Origin of the sequence: Thiothrix nivea DSM 5205 (assembly GCF_000260135.1) — a bacterium.
GTDB lineage: Bacteria > Pseudomonadota > Gammaproteobacteria > Thiotrichales > Thiotrichaceae > Thiothrix > Thiothrix nivea.
Genome location: NZ_JH651384.1, coordinates 3,983,264 through 4,001,829, shown reverse-complemented (window position 1 = coordinate 4,001,829; position 18,566 = coordinate 3,983,264). Strand labels below are relative to the sequence as shown.

Annotated in this window: 26 protein-coding genes; 25 read left to right on the top strand and 1 reads right to left on the bottom strand. The window is 54.6% G+C overall.

Translation table 11 applies throughout. The features are described 5' to 3' along the window. Positions 1 to 57 precede the first annotated feature (57 nt). Positions 58 to 1,383 (bottom strand): DUF2254 domain-containing protein, encoded by a 1,326-nt coding sequence (locus THINI_RS19945; protein WP_002710325.1) that lies wholly within the window; start codon positions 1,381 to 1,383, stop codon positions 58 to 60. Between the two features lie 178 nt (positions 1,384 to 1,561). Between THINI_RS19945 and THINI_RS19940 the strand changes: the two genes are divergently transcribed. From THINI_RS19940 to THINI_RS19820, 25 genes are all read left to right on the top strand, one after another. After that, positions 1,562 to 2,308, top strand: a complete 747-nt coding sequence (locus tag THINI_RS19940; RefSeq protein ID WP_002710324.1) for a Crp/Fnr family transcriptional regulator — start codon at positions 1,562 to 1,564, stop codon at positions 2,306 to 2,308. Positions 2,309 to 2,519: 211 nt separating this feature from the next. After that, complete coding sequence (locus THINI_RS24570; RefSeq protein WP_002710323.1) at positions 2,520 to 2,681, top strand: DUF1328 domain-containing protein; 162 nt, start codon at positions 2,520 to 2,522, stop codon at positions 2,679 to 2,681. A 50-nt stretch (positions 2,682 to 2,731) separates the two neighbouring features. Next, a complete protein-coding gene (locus tag THINI_RS23815; protein WP_002710322.1) occupies positions 2,732 to 3,262 on the top strand; it encodes a hypothetical protein in 531 nt (176 codons plus the stop codon). 144 nt (positions 3,263 to 3,406) lie between these two features. After that, a complete protein-coding gene (locus tag THINI_RS19920; RefSeq protein ID WP_002710321.1) occupies positions 3,407 to 5,062 on the top strand; it encodes a glutamate synthase-related protein in 1,656 nt (551 codons plus the stop codon). After that, the gene (locus THINI_RS19915; RefSeq protein WP_002710320.1) at positions 5,059 to 5,250 is read left to right on the top strand and encodes a CsbD family protein; all 192 of its coding nucleotides are present in this window, start codon (positions 5,059 to 5,061) and stop codon (positions 5,248 to 5,250) included. Before THINI_RS19920 ends, THINI_RS19915 begins: the two co-directional genes overlap by 4 nt. Positions 5,251 to 5,273: 23 nt before the next feature. Continuing rightward, the gene (locus THINI_RS27405) at positions 5,274 to 5,738 is read left to right on the top strand and encodes a CsbD family protein (protein ID WP_002710319.1); all 465 of its coding nucleotides are present in this window, start codon (positions 5,274 to 5,276) and stop codon (positions 5,736 to 5,738) included. A gap of 15 nt (positions 5,739 to 5,753) precedes the next feature. Continuing rightward, entirely contained in the window at positions 5,754 to 5,936 is a 183-nt protein-coding gene (locus THINI_RS19905; RefSeq protein ID WP_002710318.1) for a PLDc N-terminal domain-containing protein, read from the top strand. Positions 5,937 to 5,950: 14 nt separating this feature from the next. After that, complete coding sequence (locus THINI_RS19900; RefSeq protein ID WP_002710317.1) at positions 5,951 to 6,271, top strand: ElaB/YgaM/YqjD family protein; 321 nt, start codon at positions 5,951 to 5,953, stop codon at positions 6,269 to 6,271. A gap of 9 nt (positions 6,272 to 6,280) precedes the next feature. Beyond that, positions 6,281 to 6,562, top strand: coding sequence for a hypothetical protein (locus THINI_RS19895; RefSeq protein ID WP_002710316.1), 282 nt, complete (start codon positions 6,281 to 6,283; stop codon positions 6,560 to 6,562). Beyond that, the gene (locus THINI_RS19890) at positions 6,529 to 6,747 is read left to right on the top strand and encodes a hypothetical protein (RefSeq protein WP_002710315.1); all 219 of its coding nucleotides are present in this window, start codon (positions 6,529 to 6,531) and stop codon (positions 6,745 to 6,747) included. Before THINI_RS19895 ends, THINI_RS19890 begins: the two co-directional genes overlap by 34 nt. Positions 6,748 to 6,759: 12 nt before the next feature. Further along, the gene (locus THINI_RS19885; protein ID WP_002710314.1) at positions 6,760 to 7,791 is read left to right on the top strand and encodes an AI-2E family transporter; all 1,032 of its coding nucleotides are present in this window, start codon (positions 6,760 to 6,762) and stop codon (positions 7,789 to 7,791) included. Then, entirely contained in the window at positions 7,788 to 9,146 is a 1,359-nt protein-coding gene (locus tag THINI_RS19880) for a mechanosensitive ion channel family protein (RefSeq protein ID WP_002710313.1), read from the top strand. The genes THINI_RS19885 and THINI_RS19880 overlap by 4 nt, the downstream gene beginning before the upstream one ends. Before the next feature lie 3 nt (positions 9,147 to 9,149). Continuing rightward, positions 9,150 to 9,611: a DUF4112 domain-containing protein gene (locus tag THINI_RS19875; protein WP_002710312.1), complete on the top strand. Its 462-nt coding sequence runs from the start codon at positions 9,150 to 9,152 to the stop codon at positions 9,609 to 9,611. Positions 9,612 to 9,625: 14 nt separating this feature from the next. Beyond that, on the top strand, positions 9,626 to 10,072 hold the full coding sequence (locus THINI_RS19870) for a hemerythrin domain-containing protein (protein ID WP_002710311.1): 447 nt from the start codon (positions 9,626 to 9,628) through the stop codon (positions 10,070 to 10,072). A 37-nt stretch (positions 10,073 to 10,109) separates the two neighbouring features. Beyond that, entirely contained in the window at positions 10,110 to 10,265 is a 156-nt protein-coding gene (locus THINI_RS25400; RefSeq protein WP_002710310.1) for a hypothetical protein, read from the top strand. 21 nt (positions 10,266 to 10,286) lie between these two features. Next, positions 10,287 to 11,432: an ISAs1 family transposase gene (locus tag THINI_RS19865; RefSeq protein ID WP_002708100.1), complete on the top strand. Its 1,146-nt coding sequence runs from the start codon at positions 10,287 to 10,289 to the stop codon at positions 11,430 to 11,432. Positions 11,433 to 11,457: 25 nt separating this feature from the next. Then, positions 11,458 to 11,769, top strand: coding sequence for a hypothetical protein (locus THINI_RS19860; protein ID WP_002710309.1), 312 nt, complete (start codon positions 11,458 to 11,460; stop codon positions 11,767 to 11,769). A gap of 48 nt (positions 11,770 to 11,817) precedes the next feature. Continuing rightward, positions 11,818 to 12,576 (top strand): MBL fold metallo-hydrolase, encoded by a 759-nt coding sequence (locus THINI_RS19855; RefSeq protein ID WP_002710308.1) that lies wholly within the window; start codon positions 11,818 to 11,820, stop codon positions 12,574 to 12,576. A 29-nt stretch (positions 12,577 to 12,605) separates the two neighbouring features. Next, the gene (locus THINI_RS19850) at positions 12,606 to 12,923 is read left to right on the top strand and encodes a DUF1840 domain-containing protein (RefSeq protein WP_002710307.1); all 318 of its coding nucleotides are present in this window, start codon (positions 12,606 to 12,608) and stop codon (positions 12,921 to 12,923) included. A gap of 18 nt (positions 12,924 to 12,941) precedes the next feature. Next, positions 12,942 to 14,051 carry a lyase family protein gene (locus THINI_RS19845; RefSeq protein ID WP_002710306.1) on the top strand — a complete coding sequence of 370 codons (1,110 nt, stop codon included), beginning with the start codon at positions 12,942 to 12,944 and terminating at the stop codon, positions 14,049 to 14,051. Between the two features lie 6 nt (positions 14,052 to 14,057). Continuing rightward, positions 14,058 to 15,851 carry an alpha-amylase family glycosyl hydrolase gene (locus THINI_RS19840; RefSeq protein WP_002710305.1) on the top strand — a complete coding sequence of 598 codons (1,794 nt, stop codon included), beginning with the start codon at positions 14,058 to 14,060 and terminating at the stop codon, positions 15,849 to 15,851. 79 nt (positions 15,852 to 15,930) lie between these two features. Continuing rightward, entirely contained in the window at positions 15,931 to 16,617 is a 687-nt protein-coding gene (locus THINI_RS19835; protein ID WP_211206999.1) for a S1 family peptidase, read from the top strand. A gap of 10 nt (positions 16,618 to 16,627) precedes the next feature. Next, a complete protein-coding gene (locus tag THINI_RS19830; RefSeq protein ID WP_002710303.1) occupies positions 16,628 to 16,861 on the top strand; it encodes a DUF2789 domain-containing protein in 234 nt (77 codons plus the stop codon). A gap of 20 nt (positions 16,862 to 16,881) precedes the next feature. Further along, positions 16,882 to 17,685 (top strand): metallophosphoesterase family protein, encoded by an 804-nt coding sequence (locus THINI_RS19825; protein ID WP_002710302.1) that lies wholly within the window; start codon positions 16,882 to 16,884, stop codon positions 17,683 to 17,685. Then, positions 17,672 to 18,550, top strand: coding sequence for a diacylglycerol/lipid kinase family protein (locus THINI_RS19820; protein ID WP_002710301.1), 879 nt, complete (start codon positions 17,672 to 17,674; stop codon positions 18,548 to 18,550). The genes THINI_RS19825 and THINI_RS19820 overlap by 14 nt, the downstream gene beginning before the upstream one ends. The last annotated feature ends 16 nt before the right edge of the window (positions 18,551 to 18,566 follow it).

Here is an 18,566-nt window from a genome sequence, read left to right as displayed (position 1 = left end):
AGGGCTGGTTTCCATAATCGGAGCCAGTCCTGCTTTTTTACGGTGTAACCCCGACAACTACTCCAGAACATGCAAAACCGCCTGGTAACGCAGCTTGATGTCTTCCAGATCCGCGTGCGCCTTGACCTCATCCTGACAGGCGACATGGATGGCATCGGCTTGCTCCCGGATGGCTTGCCGCTGCTCCGGCGTCCGCGCCTGCGCCGCCAGCCCTTGCAGGGTTTCCAGCAGGCTGATGATGACGGCGACGTGGAAAGCGGTGTTCTGGCGAATCTGGTTGAAGGCCGCCCCCAGAATGCCTGCAAACGTGAAAGGCTTGAGTTGCAGGCGTAAACGGGCGTTTTCATCGAAATGTTGTTCTGCCGGAAACTGCCGGTTCAGCAGGAAAGCCAGCGCGTTGCCCAACCGGTCGATACAGGTGATGGCGGTAAACGGGTCATTGATGCCCGGCGACATTGCCCGCACCGCGATTTCCACCAGTTGGCGCACGGCAAATTCGGCATCCTGCTCGGCGGTACGGGTGTCGCCGACAATCAGGTAGCGGTTGATGGTTGAGCGGGCGTCTTCATCCTCAGCGCCCTGCCCCAGACACCAGCCAAGGCAACTGCCCTGCATCAGAAAATCACCGGGACGAAACACCAGTTTCAACGCCATATCATGTTCCGTGATGTAATGTTGCAGCCCGGTCACATCAATTGCCTGCAAATAGCCGGAATGCTGCGCCTGCACGGCATGGCCTTCCCGTTCAAAACGTTCCTGATCCTCTGCCTGCAACGCAGCGGCGGGGATTGTTTCGCTGTTATCGGCCAGTTGCGGAAATAGGGTTTCCAGCCGTTCCGACAGCTCTTTGTGCACTTCGCTGATGATGGTGTTGGCCTGGATCGACATGGCGGTGTGATGAAAGAAAAACACCAGCAGCAACAGGTCGGTAATGATCAGCACCAACAGCGTGGCCAGCGAAATCACCGGCGTCAGGTCGGTTTCCTCCAGCCTGCTGCTGAATTGCAGCAGCAACACGCAATACAGGAAAGTGCCGATGAAAAAGCCCATCACCACCTGGTTGAACTGGGTTTTCATGAAATTGCGCAGCAGGCGCGGGCCGAACTGCTGCGAGGCCAGCGTCAGGGAAGCAATGGTGATGGAAAACGCCACCCCGGTCACGCTCAGCATCGAGCTTGCGGTCAGGCTGAGCAGCGACCGGAAGTTATCCGCATCCTTGAAATAGAACGGGAATGGCAACGCTGCGCCCCAACCGGAAAACAAGGCGCGGTCGAGATAGATGTTCGCAAACGCCAGCACTGCCGCCATCAGCAGAAACAGCAGCGGAATCATCCAGAAATTGACAGTCAGCAGCTCAAGCAGGTGCAAAATGCGGGTTTTCAATGAAATCTCCAAGCTTGTGGGGTTGGTTTTCAAGTGTAGGCTGGATACCGCATAGCCCCAAATAACCCGGACAAAATTTACCCTTAAGTGGCTTGTTTTTAAAAAATTTTAAATCTTTGGCATCACTGTAAATATTTCGCTATATATAACCGCAAAACAATGACCTTCAGGAGTGTGTATGAGCCAACAGGAAAGACAACCCACCAGTTGCCTGATCGAGCGGATGCGCCACTACATCCCCCTCACCTCCCAGGACGAGCAGTTGCTGCGCGAACTGGAAACGGATGAAGTCACCTACCGCCCCCGCACCCGACTGCGCTTCAGCGACGACCCCACCCACCTGTTTGTGGTAAAATCCGGCTGGGTATACCGCTTCGAGGAGCTGGAGGAAAAACGCCGCCGGGTTATACGCATCCATTACCCAGGCGACATCGTGGGCCTGACGGATGTGGCGATGAAGGCTGCCGATGGTGAAATGATGACCGTCACCAAAACGGTCTTATGCCCTTTCCCCAAAAGTAAACTAGATGACATTTTCATCAACTCCCCCCGATTGACCGCGCTGTTGTTCAGCCTCGGCGTCCTTAAGCAAGTGGTGTTACATGACCGCATCAAGATCATGGGCAGGTCGTCCGCGCCGCACAAGGTCGCCCATTTTCTGCTGGAAATGCACGCCCGCCTGCGTATCCACTCCCCCGACGGCGTGCTGGGGAGGTTTGAAATGCCGCTCACCCAGGACGTGATTGGCGATGCCATCGGCCTGACCAATGTCTCGGTCAGCAACGCCATGACCCAACTGGCGTTTGAAGGCTATTGCACCTGCCAACATAGGGAAGTCATCCTGCACGAAATTGACAAGCTCAAGGAAATGATCGGCTTCCGCGACCGTTATTTTGAGATTGACACCTCCTGGTTCCCCCAATAGCCAAAAAATTAGTACAAAATATTGCCGCAATTTGCCACATTTTCACGGGAAGTGTGGCACTTACGATACATTTGTAACCATATGTACAACTTTTCACATGAATTTTTAAAGTATTTTAAATATATATATACATATATTGTACTGTATTTGATTTCTATGCATCCGTTGGATTAGAGTGTCATTCAACAACTGATTGCAAGGAGAAAATATCATGATTAACTGGTCTGTCACATTTTTAATTATCGCACTGATTGCTGCGGTATTGGGTTTTTCCGGCATTGCTGGAACTGCTGTTAATATAGCCTGGATTCTGTTTGTTGTTGGATTGGTATTATCCATCATCTTTTTTATTACCGGACGCCGCGTCCCTTGATTTAAAGAGCGACACCTTAATTAAAAATAGTAATTAAAAGGATTATGATTATGAATATCAAGAGCGCAACTCTGGTTTTTCTGACATCCGCAGCTTTAGTCGCCTGTAGCGGTGATAAACAGGAACCAAAACCTTCTGCCAGCACCAATGAGGCGGATCGCGCCGCCCAGCAAGCTGAAATTTCGGCTGATAGAGCGGCTGAAATACAAAGCAACCAAGCTTCCCAACAAATGGAACAAGCCAAAGATGCTGCGGGTAATGCTGTAGATTCAGCAGGCGAAGCCATTTCCTCAACGGCTGCCGCTGCCGGTAATGCTGCTTCAGCCGCTGCCAATTCCGCTGCCGCTGGCCTGGCTAACATCAAGGAAGATGTGAAAGACGCCGCGCAGGATGCCAAAGCCATGGCACAGGACGCCGCCCAGGAAACCAAGGAGGCAGTCGGCCAAGCCGCTGATGCCGTGGCTGATTCCGCCAGCAAGGCCAAAGCCGCTACTGCTGATGCCGTCGCCGACACAGCAGAAAGCGTCGCCGGTAAGGCACGTGAGGAGCAGCAGGAAGCCAAGCAGGAATTGAAACAATGATTTCTTCTCTAACCCCATGACTCCCCAACATCTACTGAATGTTTAACAAGTAAGTCCTGTTAGAGCTACTGAGGGTCGCCCAGCCCCATGACACACTCGCTATCAAGATCGGGCGACCCTCCTTTTTTATTACAGGTATCAGCCATGTCTGAAATTGCTATCGCCAACTGGAATACATTGGAACCAGGAAAACCCGCCTATGCTTTGGTCGGTAATGTCGATCTGGTGGTTATTCGCTGGCCGGATGAACAAAAAGCTTCTGTCTTATATGGCCGTTGCCAACACCGTGGCGCATTATTGGCCGACGGTTATATTGATGGCGACAACCTAATTTGCAGTTTACATGGCTGGGACTATCGTTATAAAGGCGGCGTCAGCGAATATAATAACAAAGAGTCTTTACATAAATTTAGGTCATGGATTGAAGATAATAAGGTTTGGGTGGATGAAAGGGAAATTACCAAATGGGAAAAACAAAATCCGCAACCTTATAAGCGAGACGATTATCAAGGTTTATATCAAGACTTTCACGGTGGTGAAGAAGAAACACACGTACAAGCCATTCAGCAGCTTGCACAAACGAATAAGCCCGACAAACATGATCACGGTGAAGTCGCCTCGATGGGCGTTCCTGTACAAAAATTGCCACACTGGGATGACATCCAGTTCCTGACTGCCCAACTGCACCGGTTCCCACTGGAAGACGATGCGGAAGTTGGTACGCAAACCGTTATCGGCCAGCAGGCGCAACAACCGTTGGCACTGGACATTCCCCTATTTGTTACCGACATGAGTTTCGGCGCGCTTTCCCAGGAAGCCAAACTGGCGCTGGCGATAGGCGCGGAAATGGCCGGAACCGGTATCTGCTCCGGCGAAGGCGGCATGTTGCCGGAAGAGCAGCAAGCCAATTCGCGCTATTTCTACGAATACGCTTCTGGCCGCTTCGGTTTCAACATGGACAAGTTGAAACGCTGTCAGGCATTCCATTTCAAGCTGGGGCAGGCAACCAAAACCGGTACGGGTGGCTTGCTGCCCGGCGCAAAGGTCACTGCACGGATCGCGGAAATCCGTGGCATTGCAGAAGGCGAAGCCGTGTATTCACCCGCGCGCATCCCCTATCTGGAAACGCTGGATGACTACCGCCGCTTTGCCGAGGAAGTGCGTGAAGCCACCAGCGGCATCCCCATCGGCGTCAAAATATCTGCCCAGCATATCGAGGAAGACATCGAAGCTGCCCTGAAAATCGGCGTCGATTACATCATTCTGGATGGGCGCGGCGGCGGCACAGGTGCATCCGCCCTGCTGTTCCGCGACCACATTTCCGTGCCGACCATTCCGGCACTGGCACGCGCCCGGCGTTATCTGGACGAATACGCCAACCGCCCCGTCAGCCTGGTTGTAACCGGCGGTTTGCGCACGCCGCCCGATTTCCTCAAGGCACTGGCACTAGGCGCTGACGCCATCGCGCTGGGTAATGCCGCTTTACAAGCAATCGGTTGCCTAGGGATGCGTGCCTGCCACACCAACAAGTGCCCGGTCGGCATCGCCACCCAGGACATCCATTTCCGCCGCCGCCTGCTGGTAGAAAAGAGTGCCGCGAAACTGAACAACTTTTTCCGCACCAGCACCCACCTGATGCAGGTGATGGCGCGTGCCTGCGGGCACACACAATTACAGGATTTTTCCAAACGGGATTTGACCACCTGGAACCGCGACATGGCATTGCTGACTGGCATCGCCTACGCAGGGTTCGGGGCAGTCGATCCTCAACCAACCGCAAGACAAGGAGTATCACCATGAACATGGATCAAATCGCAGGTAACTGGACTCAGCTCAAAGGCAAGATCAAGGAGCAGTTCGGCAAGCTGACCGACGACGACATGACCGAAATCGAAGGCAAAGCCGAGGTATTGGTCGGCAAGTTGCAGGAACGCTACGGCATCACCCGCGAAGAAGCCCAAAAAATGGCTGACGACATGAATTTGTAATCTGAAAAGAAAGGAGAAACATCATGGACATGAGTAATTACATCGAAGCCAACTGGCATCAGGTTAAAGGCAAGGTACGTGAAAAATTCGGCAAACTAACCGACGACGACATGCTGGAAGTCGCTGGCAGGATCGAAACCCTGGTCGGCAAGTTACAGGAACGTTACGACATCAGCACGGAAGAAGCTGAACAAATGGTCACCGGCCTGCATCTGGATGCTGACGGCATGGAGCTGGAAACCGCTCTTCAGGGCGAAGGCAACTACGAAGCCTCCCGCCGTTTCCAGGACGCGCAGCACGAGTTCGCCGCTGAAAATACCGATGCTGGCAATAACGTTGATGGCGGTAAATCCACGCTTTCCGATGCGGGTCAATATGACATTGCCACTGCTGAGGGTGAAGTAAGCGCCGAAGTCAGTGCCGATGAGGCTGAACGTATCAAGCGCGATCAGAAAGAACGTACCGAAAACTACATACACCGGTCATAACCGAAAGGAAGCCTTATGGGTATCGAAGTTGGTGGCCTGCTTGGCCTTATCGTCCTGATCATTGATGTGTGGGCGATCATCAAAGTCATTCAGAGCGGCGCTGGCACCGGGGCGAAAGTCCTGTGGGTGGTGCTGATTCTGGTCTTGCCAATACTGGGTCTGCTGCTCTGGTTCCTGATGGGGCCGAAACGCGGATAAACAGGAGAACCGTTATGGCAACTGCAAAAACTACCGAATCCGAACTGGATCTGCGCGCCGAATTCGACGCGCTACGCAAACAGGTCAGTGAAGTGCTGGGCGAATTGCAAAGCAAAGGCAAGGCAACGTCCGCACGGCTGGCCGACAAACTGGAAGCCGAAGCCAGCCACTACCAGGAACAGGCCAGCGCAAAACTTCAGGATGCCCTGGACGTAGGCAACGCCGGGTTGAACGAAGTGGGTGACCAAATCCGCCGCAATCCGGTCGCCAGCCTGCTGGTGGCGTTTGGCGCAGGTTACCTGCTGTCCCGGTTGCTAGGCCCTGCTGACAAGTAGGCTCAGCCCATGAAAGCGCTGACCGATACCGTCATTAGCCTGTGTGACCTGGCGGAAGCCGAAGGCAGGCTGTTACAGCAAAAGCTGGTGCAAACCTTCGGGGTTGTCCTGCTGATGCTGATGGCGGCGGGGCTGATGATGCTGGCCAGCGCGCTATTCATGCTGGCGCTTTACCAGTTTCTCATCATTTACTGGACGCCGCCCCAAACCCTGTTTGCCCTCGGGGTGGCGTGCCTGCTACTGGCAGGAGCTGCTTTATGGATCGCCCTCTACACACGCCGCCAACCGTAGCGGAAGCCAAACAACGCCTGCGGGCAGCTTCCGGGCGTATTGATTACCTCGCCCCCGTCAAACGGCATCCGCTGGAGGCTGCGGGCGCGGCATTCCTGGCCGGATTGTTGTGGAAACGGCTGGGAGAAAACCATCTGCCGCCTGGCTTACTGACGCTAGCGGTACATCTTTTGAAAAGGCTCTAAACAAGGACTTTTATGCAAACCAGCAGCCTGAAAAACCTGTCCATACCCTTGTGGGGACTGTTCATCATCAGTCTGCTGGCGGTACTGTATTTCGCCAAAGCCATTTTTGTCCCTGTGTTTCTGGCGGTATTGGCGTCTTTTATCCTGACCCCTGCCGTGCGCCTGCTGCAAAAATTGCATATTCCGCGTACCTTGGGCAGCGCCCTGATCCTGGGCATCTTTTCCCTTGTCATCATCATTGCTTTCAACTTGTTGGCGGAACCGGCCAGTATGTGGCTTGACCGGCTGCCAACCGAAATCCGCCAGATTGAGAAAAAGGTTTCCCTCTTCAAGGATTCGATCGAAAACGTGCAGGAAACCACCCAGAAATTTGAAGAAATCGCCGCCATCACCGCGCCAGACAAACAACCCCCGCAAGTGGTCATCAAAGGCCCGAACATGCTCTATTCACTGCTGGATAGCACCCAGTCGTTCTTGCTGGGGGTGTTGTCATTCGCGGTACTGCTGTTTTTCCTGCTGGCGTTTGGTGACTCGCTGGCGCACGGCATCAGCAGCCTGTGGAACAAACGCAGCGACCGGGCAGCCGTCATTGGCATCGCCCGTGATGCCCGTGCCCAAATCAGCAGTTACCTGTTATTACTGACCGCCATTAATCTCAGCCTGGGTATTTTGACCGCATTGGTCATGTGGGCAGTAGATATGCCTAATCCCTTGGTTTGGGGCGCATCCGCCATGATCCTCAATTTCATTCCCTACCTTGGCCCCGCCATTAATCTCGGCATTGTGGCATTGGTGGCATTGCTGACATTCGATACACCCGCGCGGATTTTCCTGCCCCCACTGGCACTGATGGGTGTCAATATGCTCGAAGGCCAGTTCGTGCAGCCACTGTTCGTGGGCAAGATGTTTACCATCAACCCGATACTGATATTCCTGTCAGTGCTGATCTGGGGCTGGTTGTGGGGCATGGCGGGCGTGTTCATGGCGGTTCCCTTGCTGATGATCGGCAAGATCGTGTGGGATCAAAGTATGGGGGCAGCATGAAACACATACGCTTGTTACTGATCACCTGCCTACTGTGCCTGCCTGTATTGAATACCAGCGCACATGCGGATGAATTGACCAATCTGTTGACAGGCAAGACGGCAGACACCGCCGCCAGCACTGACAAAGTAATCTCAACCGGCGCTTCGACGCAAAGTGACAAGAAAATCCGCCAGCGCCTGCAAAGCATTTTCAGCGAGCTGGACGCCCTCAAAACCGTCAGCATTAGCGTCAATAATGGCGTCGTCACTTTGGATGGCGAAGTGGATTCCAGCGCGACCGAAAGCAAAGCCTTGCAGTTTGCCCGCCAAGTGGAAGGCGTGGTGGAAGTCGAAAACAACCTGAGCATCAACCGCAGCCTTGGCAAACGCCTGCAAAATACCGGGAACAAGCTGCTGGTGATGGGGCAACAGACGATCGCTGCCCTACCGTTGTTGCTACTGGCGTTGCTGGTATTCCTGCTGTTCTGGCTGCTGGGCGGCTGGATTTCCCGTCGGCAAAGCCTGTTCCGCCGCATCAGCCCCAACTATTTCATCGCTAACCTGCTGGGGCAAATCACGCATCTGCTGTTCATCATGCTGGGTTTGGTGCTGGCGCTGAACCTGTTGGACGCCACTGCTTTGCTGGGCACGATTCTGGGTGCTGCCGGGATTGTTGGTCTGGCAGTCGGTTTTGCGGTGCGGGATACGGTGGAAAATTACATTGCCAGCATTTTGCTGAGTGTACGCAATCCGTTTGAAGTCAACGATCTGGTCAAAATTGATAGTTTCGAGGGTAATGTGGCCAGCCTCAATTCACGCGCCACCATCCTGATTTCGCCAGACGGCAACCATATCCGCATCCCTAACGCCACGGTTTTCAAGGCCATCATCACCAATTTCACCCGCAACCCGGAGCGGCGTTTCCAGTTCGATGTCGGCGTGGATACCGGGCAAAACCTGCTGGCGGCGCAAACACTGGCGATGGAAACCCTGCAATCCATGCCCGGCGTACTGGAAGAACCCAAACCGCTGGTGCTGATTGAGGCATTGGGTGATTCCAACGTACAACTGCGCATTTTCGGCTGGGTTGACCAGCGCCAGCACAATTTTGGCAAAGTGCGTAGCGAAGCCATCCGTGGCGTCAAGCAGGCGTTCGATCGGGCTGGCATCGTCATGCCCGAACCCATTTACAACCTGCGCATCAACCAGCAGACGGAAACTGCTCCGACCGAAACGCCGCAGGTGGCTTCCGCGGAAGATCGCCGTGAAGTACAGGATGTCAGTGCCGACCATACCATTGAAGACAAAGTGCGCCAGGAGCAATCCCAAAGTGACTCCACCAACCTGCTGACGCCACAGGCTCCAAAGGAATAAGACATGCAACAGCCCAACATGAAAAAACTCGATCACCTTGCCTGGTTGCTGGACAGCTCCATCTGTGTACCCGGAACCAACTGGCGTATTGGTCTGGATGGCCTGATCGGCCTGATTCCGGGTATTGGCGACCTGACCGCCGGAGCGCTTTCCAGCTACATCCTGCTACAGGCGGTACGCATGGGTGTGCCGCCACTGGTGATTGCCCGCATGGTGCTGAATATCGCGTTGGAAAGCGTGCTGGGCGTCATTCCCGTCATTGGCGACCTGTTCGATTTCATCTTCAAAGCCAACCAGCGCAACGTGCAGTTGATGCACAACTATCTCGACAACCCGCAAACCATCAAAAGGCGTAGCGCCGTGACGGTGATTGCCGTCGTTGCCCTGGTCATCGCTGCCCTGGTGCTTATCGTCTGGGCAGTTATTGCCCTGCTGTCAGCGTTGTTGGCCGCTATCAGCCATTAACAAGGAGTTTAAACATGAACATATTCGAAGCATTACGCGCAGACCACGACACTCAACGCGAATTGGCCGATGCCTTGATTGAAACCCATGGTGAGTCTGATGAGCGTGACCGTTTATTCGCCATGCTCAAAACCGAACTGAAGGCTCACGCCGTAGCGGAAGAGCGCTGTTTCTACATTCCATTGATGAAAGATGATCTTACGCAGGAAAAATCCCGCCACAGCGTGGCCGAACATCATGAAATCGACGAAATGCTCGAAAAGCTGGAAGGCACTGAATATAGCTCCCCCGGCTGGCTGGCCGAAGCCAAAAACCTGCACCACCGCGTCTATCACCACCTGAAAGAAGAAGAACATGAAGTCTTCCAGATGGCAGGCAAAGTGCTGACGGATGACCAAAAAAACTCGCTGGCGGATGCCTACGAGGATGTCATGACCGAACAGCGTGACAAGGACTGGTAAACCCAATTTTCAACCCGCAGACACAATGAGGTGACAAATGGACAACATGGAACTGGACGGTGAAGTACAAATTTATGATGCCGTCAAAGACTTACTCCCGAGCGATATTGAAAGCCGCGTCAAGGCAACAGCTGAAAAAACCCAGGGTAATCGCATTAAAACGCTATTGACAAACTGCTGTGCCGAGGGTTAGCTGCGGGTATTTTGGTAGCCCATGAAACTCCACCCAACCGCCGCTATTGTTGACCATTTTGCCTCCATCCCTGACCCACGTCTGAACCGCCGTAAGCGGCACAAACTCAGTGACATCTTCTTCATTACCCTGTGCGCAGTGATTTGCGGGGCGGATGACTGGGCTTCCATTGAGCTGTTCGGCAAATCCAAACGAAAATGGTTCACGGAGGTGTTGGGGTTGCAACACGGCATCCCGTCACACGATACCTTTGGCCGGGTTTTTGGCCTGATCGACACACAGCAGTTCAGTGAATGTTTCAGCCGCTGGGTGGCTGACCTGTCCGACCTCAGTGATGGCGAAATCATCGCGATTGATGGCAAATGCCTGCGCCGCAGCCTGGACAGTGCTTCGGACAAAGCGGCCATCTACATGGTCAGTGCCTGGGCGACCCGGAATCAATTGGTGCTGGGACAACAGCGGGTGGATGATAAATCCAACGAAATCACTGCCATCCCTAAACTATTGATGCAACTGAACATGACAGGAGCGGTAGTGACGTTGGATGCGATGGGTTGCCAAACGGCCATTGCCAGGCAGATCATCGACCAGCAAGCCGATTACCTGCTCAGCCTGAAAGGCAACCAGGGCACGCTCCATCAGGACGTGAAGCTATTTTTTGAATCGGCCAACACCTGCCCACCCATTGGCCATACCCGTTATGACGGCGGGCATGGACGGATTGAAACCCGCATCGTGCGGGCTACCTCCAACATTGGCTGGTTGAAGAAAGACCATCCCCATTGGACAAAACTGACCAGCATTATCGCTGTCACTGCCATCCGTGAATGCAAGGATAAGACCACTGAAGAAACCCGTTACTTCATCAGCAGCATGGATGCCTCCAACCCGGAGCGGCTGGGACAGGTCGTGCGGGCACACTGGGGCATTGAAAACAACCTGCACTGGGTGCTGGATTACGCTTTCCGCGAAGATGACCAGCGGATGCGTTCCGGCAACAGCGACGCCAACATGGCTGTCGTCCGCCACATTGCCCTCAATCTGGTTAAAACTGACAAAACCATCAAGGTCGGTGTGAAAAACAAACGCCTCAATGCCGGGTGGGATGAAGATTATCTGCTAAAAATTGTCACCGGCAGACTGGGGGCTACCAAGATTAAAATTTAGACCATTGTAAAACAAGATGTTTTTAATGCGATTGCCCTATGAAAAAACCGGCTTTAACATTACGCCTGAACACATGGATGTGATCCTGACTTTGGTTAAACATTACAAGGAAACCTGTCAGCAGAAGGACTGCCATGCTGCCGCCCCGCACATGCGCTTCCTGAACAAAACCTACGAAGAACAGGGCGGTAGCAAATACCTGTACAAACTGTTTGACCAGGGCAGCAGCGTCGGCGTGGGCGGCAGCGAAGTCGGTGTAATCACCCGCATCCATGAACTGGCCGGTTTGCCGGAATTGACCCACAACGTGGACGACGGTTTCGGCACGGTCATTTAAAGCCTATCAGCAGCCCAGTGCACAGGCTGAAGCAAAAGGAGAAAAACCATGTCAATGATTTTCAGGCAATTGTTCGAGGCAGATTCCTCTACCTACACCTACCTGATTGCCGACCCAAACACTGGCGAAGCCATCCTGCTTGATCCGGTCATGGAAACCGTGGAGCGCGATTTGCAGGTGCTCAGGGACATGGGGCTGACCCTGACCGCCACCCTGGAAACGCATGTCCATGCCGACCACCTGACTGGCGCGCGCAGATTGCAAAACCGCACACAATGCAAGATTGCCTACCCCGCCATGGTGCAGGCATCCTGCATTGATATTGGCATCAGGGAGGGTGAACCCTTCCGCGTCGGCAGTATTGAGCTGCATCCGCTGTTCACGCCCGGCCATACCGACCATCACCATTCTTATCTGATCGACACGCCGGTGCAGAAAATGATTTTTACCGGTGACGCTTTGTTGATCGAAGCCTGCGGGCGTACCGACTTCCAATCAGGTGATGCCGCCACGCTATACAACAGCATCCACAACAAAATCTTTTCCCTGCCGGATGAAACCCTGATTTACCCGGCACACGATTACGAATCCCGTTTTGTCACCACTGTTGCCCAGGAAAAAGCCCGCAACCCCCGTCTGGGCGGCGGCAAAAGCAAGGAGGAATTCGTCACGATCATGGAAAACCTCGACCTGCCCTACCCACGCAAGATTGATTTTGCCGTGCCGGGCAACGAGCAATGCGGAAGTTGCCCTGACAATGTGCCCGAAGGGCTGAAAGGAAGCTGTGCCTACCGTGATCAGGGGTAAGCACTTAACGGAAAGACAAGGAGAAAATCATGATGATCCGGTTTGAAAGCAAGACAGGCTCCACTGTCACGATGTTTGAAAAGGATGCCGAAGCGATGCTGCGCATGATGGATCAAAGCGGTGTCATTCCCAGCGCGATTCGCGGAGAAGACATCGGCTCTGCTCTCACCAGCCTGCAAAGCCACCTGGGTACAGAAAGCGCGGCGGTTACCGAGGACGGTTCCAATGGTGAAGAGGATGATGCAGTGGACTTGCCTACCCGCGCCTATCCATTGATCCAGCTGCTCGAAAGCGCCGCTGCGAACAATGAATCCGTCATGTGGGATTACAACCATTCACCGCTCTGATACAGAAAATCACCAGCAATGAGCAAGTCAGCCCACCTTGAAGGCAGCACACCCGCAGAAGCCAATCCGTTTGGCGCAGCTGCTTACGCCATGCCAACCAACCCATCCCTGCTGAGTGGTCTGGAGATACCTCGCAGTTTTCTGCGCGCATTGGGGTTGCTGAACTTCGCCTGCGCCGCAGCCAACCATAACTTGGCCAGGCTGGATGCTGAACGTACCCAAGCTATCCAGCGGGCGGCATTGGAAGTAGCGCGGGGAATACATGACGCTGAATTCGGGCTGGATATTTTTCAGGTGGGGGACGAGGCAACTATCGGCAACAAGGTCAGCGATGTCATTACCCAGCACGCGCAAGCCGATTGCAATCTGCCGGTGAACGCCCACCTCCATGTCAGCCATGGGCAACATATTGGCAATTTAATCCCTGCCAGCCTGCAAATGGCTTTGTTACTGGATATTCACGAACAATTGCTGCCAGCCCTGCAAGCATTGGCGGAAGCCATCGGGATACTGGCTGAACATGCTTCCCACCTTGCCACGCTACCAGATACTTCGATGCCAACTGTCTACCCATTTAGTCACTGGGCAACGCAAATACGGCTGGCTACCGAACAAATTCACTTGGTCTCACAGGCACTGACAGAACTGCCCATGGGAGATTATGCGCAAGCTGACCCTGAGTTTGCACAGCATCTACCTGCCTATATCAATAACCAGACCAGTCTTAAATTCTGCATCCAAAGCCACCCGCAAGCGGGAATACCGCTACAGGATAAAGCTGTTGTCATCAGTGGCCAGCTAAGAATCTTGGCTTTAAGCCTGATACACATCTGTCAGGGCATACAAAAACTGCAACAGGACAAAAAGCCAGAACCGGAGTCTGCCGCTATGGCTTGTATACAGGTTGTTGGCAATGATGCCGCCATCAATTTTGCCGCGCAGATTGACCATTCCGGTACGCAAAAGCTATTTGGTGCAATCGCTTATAACCTGTTGCAAAGCATCAATTTGCTAAGCCGCTCCGCCCAACTGCTGACGGAACGGTCACTATCCAATCTGGATGAAGAGGAATGGAAGAATCTGTTTAACCCACGGCATCCACACAATGCCAGCACTCACAAGGAGTAATGTGTCATGCAAACCGCATTTGGTGTCGATCTGGATCATGAAGGGGGCTACCGGTTTTCGGTGTGGGCTCCCAATGCTAAGGCCGTTTATTTGCTGGGTGATTTCAACGACTGGAATGAGGAAAGCCACCCGTTGGAACGCAATAATGCCGGTAGCTGGTCAGTGGTTATTCCTGAGGCCAAGGAGGGCGATGAATACCAGTACCGTATCCTCAACCAGGGGCAGGATTTGCGACGGCAAGACCCTTACGCCCGCAAAGTGCTGCACTCTTCCGGCAATGCGGTCATTGAGCGCCCGCCACAAGCGCCGGAAGGTGGCAACTGTGAGTTTCAGGCTCCCAACCTCAATGAACTGGTGATTTACGAACTGCACATCGGCACCTTCGGCAGTGGTCATGCCGAAGGTGATGGCCCCGCCACCTTCAAAAGCACCTTGCCGTATCTGGATGAGCTGAAGGAACTGGGCATCAATGCGATTGAGGTTATGCCTATTCACGAATTCCCCGGCGGCGTTTCCTGGGGTTACAACCCGGCCTGCCTGTTCGCGGTGGAAAGCGATTACGGCACTGCGCAGGATTTCTACGATTTCGTTGAAGCCGCCCATGAACGTGGCATCGCCGTAATCCTCGACGTGGTATACAACCATTTCGGCCCTAGCGACCTTGACCTGTGGCAGTTCGACGGCTGGCAGGAAAACGGCAAGGGTGGCATTTATTTCTACAACGACTGGCGTTCCACCACGCCGTGGGGCGATACCCGACCGGATTATGGCCGCCCGGAAGTGCGCCAGTTCATCATCGACAATGCACTGATGTGGGCGCGCGATTTCCGCGTCGACGGGCTGCGATTTGACATGTCGGTGTTCATCCGCACCGTCAACGGCGTGGATGGCGACCCCGGCAACGAACTGTCCGATGGCTGGAGCCTGATGCAGGCGGTCAACAGCGCCGTGCACGAATTCAACCCGCGTTTCATCACCATTGCCGAAGACATGCAGGACAGCGAGTGGCTGACCAAATCCGTCCACGACAACGGCGGTGGCTATAACGCGCAATGGGACGCCTTTTTCGTCCACACCCTGCGCGACGCCCTGTTGCAGCCGGATGACATGGCGCGCGACATGGGCAGGCTGGCGGAAGCCATCGGCAGGCGTTTCAACACCGACGCTTTCCAGCGGGTTCTATACACCGAGTCGCACGATGAAGTCGCCAACGGGCAGGCGAGGGTACCGGAAGACGCTTCCCCCGGCGCGGCGGATTCGTGGGTCGCCAAGCGCAAGTCGCTGCTGGGCGCGGGCATCATTTTCACCTCACCCGGCATACCGATGATTTTTCAGGGGCAGGAATTTCTGGAAGACCGCTGGTTCGAAGACACGCGCGAACTGGATCGTGACAAGGAAGTGCGCAACGGCGGTGTGTTGCAGGCTTACCGTGATCTGATCCGGCTGCGCCTGAACCGCGACGGCAATAGCGCCGGACTGTGCGGGCAGGATGTGCAGGTGTTCCATGTCGACCATGAAAACAAGGTGCTGGCTTTCCAGCGTTGGCAGGAAGGTCAGGCCGACAGCAGCGTGGTCGTGATCGCCAACTTCGGCAGCCGGAATCTGGAAGGCTATGCCGTTGGCTTCCCTGTCGTCGGGGAATGGACAACTCGTTTCAACAGCAACAGCCAGCTGTATGACGGTGATTTCGACGATCTGGGAATCGCGCAGGTGATGGCGGAAGAGCAAGGCATGGATGGCCTGCCCGCCATGGCCAGCGTGAACCTGCCAGCCTATGCGTTACTCATTCTATCCCGTTAATAGTAAAAGGTGCCTTATGAGCGTTGAATCGATTCTTTTGACCGTCGCAAACATTTGCACCTGGCAGCAGGACAAAGCGTTGACGTGCGCATCAGGCTTTTATTTCCAGCGTAACCAGAACCTGTTCCTGATCACCAACCGGCATGTGGTGCGGGACGAGGATAGCGGCCATGAGCCGGACCGGCTGGAAATTACCCTGCATACCAATCCCGACAATGTGGCGGAAACCAGCGCCTATTCCATTCCCCTGTATGACAACGCGGGGCAGATGCTGTGGCGTGAGGCCAAGGATAATGCGGGAACCGTTGATGTGGTGGCAATTCCCATCGACAGCCGTGCGTTTCCTGCCGACGCCATGTTTGCCGCTTTCAAGCCGACTGACCTGCCGGGCGATCTGGAAAATATTGAGGTCGGCGAATCCATCCGGGTTGTGGGTTTTCCGCTCAATTTCCAGGATAGCCTGCACAACCTGCCGGTCATGCGCCACGCGATCATTGCCTCGGCATTCAGCCTGCGCTTTCAGGGGTATGGGTACTTCCTCACCGATTCCCTGTTACATCGGGGCAGCAGTGGGTCGCCAGTGGTGTTGCGGGTCAACCGGCGCGTGTCGGGGCGCGACCATTTTCCGTGGATGTTGCTGGGCATCCATTCCTCGCGGCTGGATTCCGTCAATCAGGAAGAAGGGGAAGACGAGCGCCTGAACCTGTTCACCGCGTGGTATTCCGACGTGATCATGACCCTGACAAACCATCAACCACTTCCATGAGGATTACAACATGATGACTGAACAGATTTACAACTTGTCGACCCTGTTTGAACAACTGGGCATGTCCGGCGAGGATGACGCCATTGATGCTTTCATTGAACAGCATCCACTGGACAAGGATGTGTTGCTGGCCGAGGCGGAATTCTGGACGCCAGCCCAGGCCAATTTTCTGCGTGAGGGTTTGATGTATGACTCCAACTGGGCGGAAGTCATTGATGAGTTGAATGTCAGGCTTCATGCCTGAAGCTTGATAAGGCGGGAACCATGACCACGATAGCCCATATTTCCGATCTGCATTTCGGGCGGGATTTGCAACCTGTCACCGAGGGGCTGCTTGCCAGCCTTGACGCCATCCAGCCCGAGCTGATTATCATCAGCGGCGATCTGACCCAGCGCGCCAAAACCGTCGAGTATGAAGCCGGGCAGGATTTCCTGCGGCGCTTGCAGCAGCCTCGCTTTATCATCCCCGGTAATCATGATCTTGCTGCCTGGAACGTGCTGGAACGCTTCGCCTACCCCTGGCGCAAGTGGAAACAGTATGTTGCCGCTGATCTGGAGCCAATGATGCAGACCGATGCCTTCATTGCCGTCGGCGTCAATACGGCGCGCCGCATGGGCTGGTATCTGGACTGGTCGCGCGGGCGCATCAACCGCAGGCAAATCCAGTACGTGCAGAACATGTTGCAGCAAGCCCCGGAAGACTGCCTGCGGCTGGCGGTGGCGCACCACCCTTTCTGGCTGCCGGATTCCAGCCTGAGCCGCCACCTGATCGGCAGGCGGGAAGAGGCTCTCCAAGGCTTCCGCGCAGCGGGTGTGGATCTGATTCTGGGCGGGCATGTGCATCTTGCCTACGTGCAGCCGCTGGAAGGAATGCTGGTATCCCACGCGGGCACCACCATTTCCAACCGGCTGATTCCGGGGCAGCCGAACAGTTTCAACGTGATCCGCGGCGACCGCAAAGTGCTGGAGCTGGAACAGATGGAATGGCGCGGCGAAGGTTTTGAACCGATTACCAAACAGTTTTTCCAGCGCACCGAGGGAGGCTGGCAACCCCATGTCGATTTCTGACTGTAAAAAAACACCGGTTTTCATCAACCCGGAATCCGGTAGCGCAGATAACATCATGAACCTGCTAAAGCAGGACGACCGGCTGGAAATACACGCAACATCCGCGCTGCAAATGGCTGATGAAATCCGCAAGTTTGTCGAAGCTGGCGAGGAACGAATCCTGGTTTCCGGCGGCGACGGCACGCTGGCGCTGGCGGGCGGCGTACTGGCCGGAACGGCAACCGCGCTGGGCGTTATCCCAGGCGGAACGCTGAACCACTTTGCCGGTCGCATGGGCATTCCTGTTGACCCGAAGGAGGCGGTTGAACTGGCCCTAAGCGGTGCACCGCAAGCAGTGAATGTCGCCTACGTAAACGACAGATTGTTCATCAATACCAGTTCGGTCGGTGCATACGTACAGTTTGTACGTACCCGCAAACATCTGGAACAACGCATGAATTATCACCTGGCCAGCCTGCTGGCGGGCATCCGTCGCCTGTTGCGCCTGAGCAGCGCCCGCATCCAGCTGGATGACCAACTGATACGCACACCACTGGTGTTCATTGGCGTGGGGGAACGGGAACTCGGCTTCCCATCCCTTGGGAAAAACCGCCCGGATGGCGAGAATGCCCTGCACCTAATCGCCATCCGCAGCCATAACCCGTGGGAAACGCTGAAACTGGCATTCAACGCCATGCTGCGCGGCATTGACCCACTTAGCCGCGAGGGGCAAGTTGAACATTACACGACGGATACGGTGGAACTGTATTACAGGCGGAAAAAACGCCATATCCATGTTGCGGTCGATGGGGAATTAACCTTGATGCAATCGCCTTTACGCTACCGTTATGCAAAAGACGGCCTACGGGTTATTTTACCCGCTTGAATAACTGCTTTTCTTA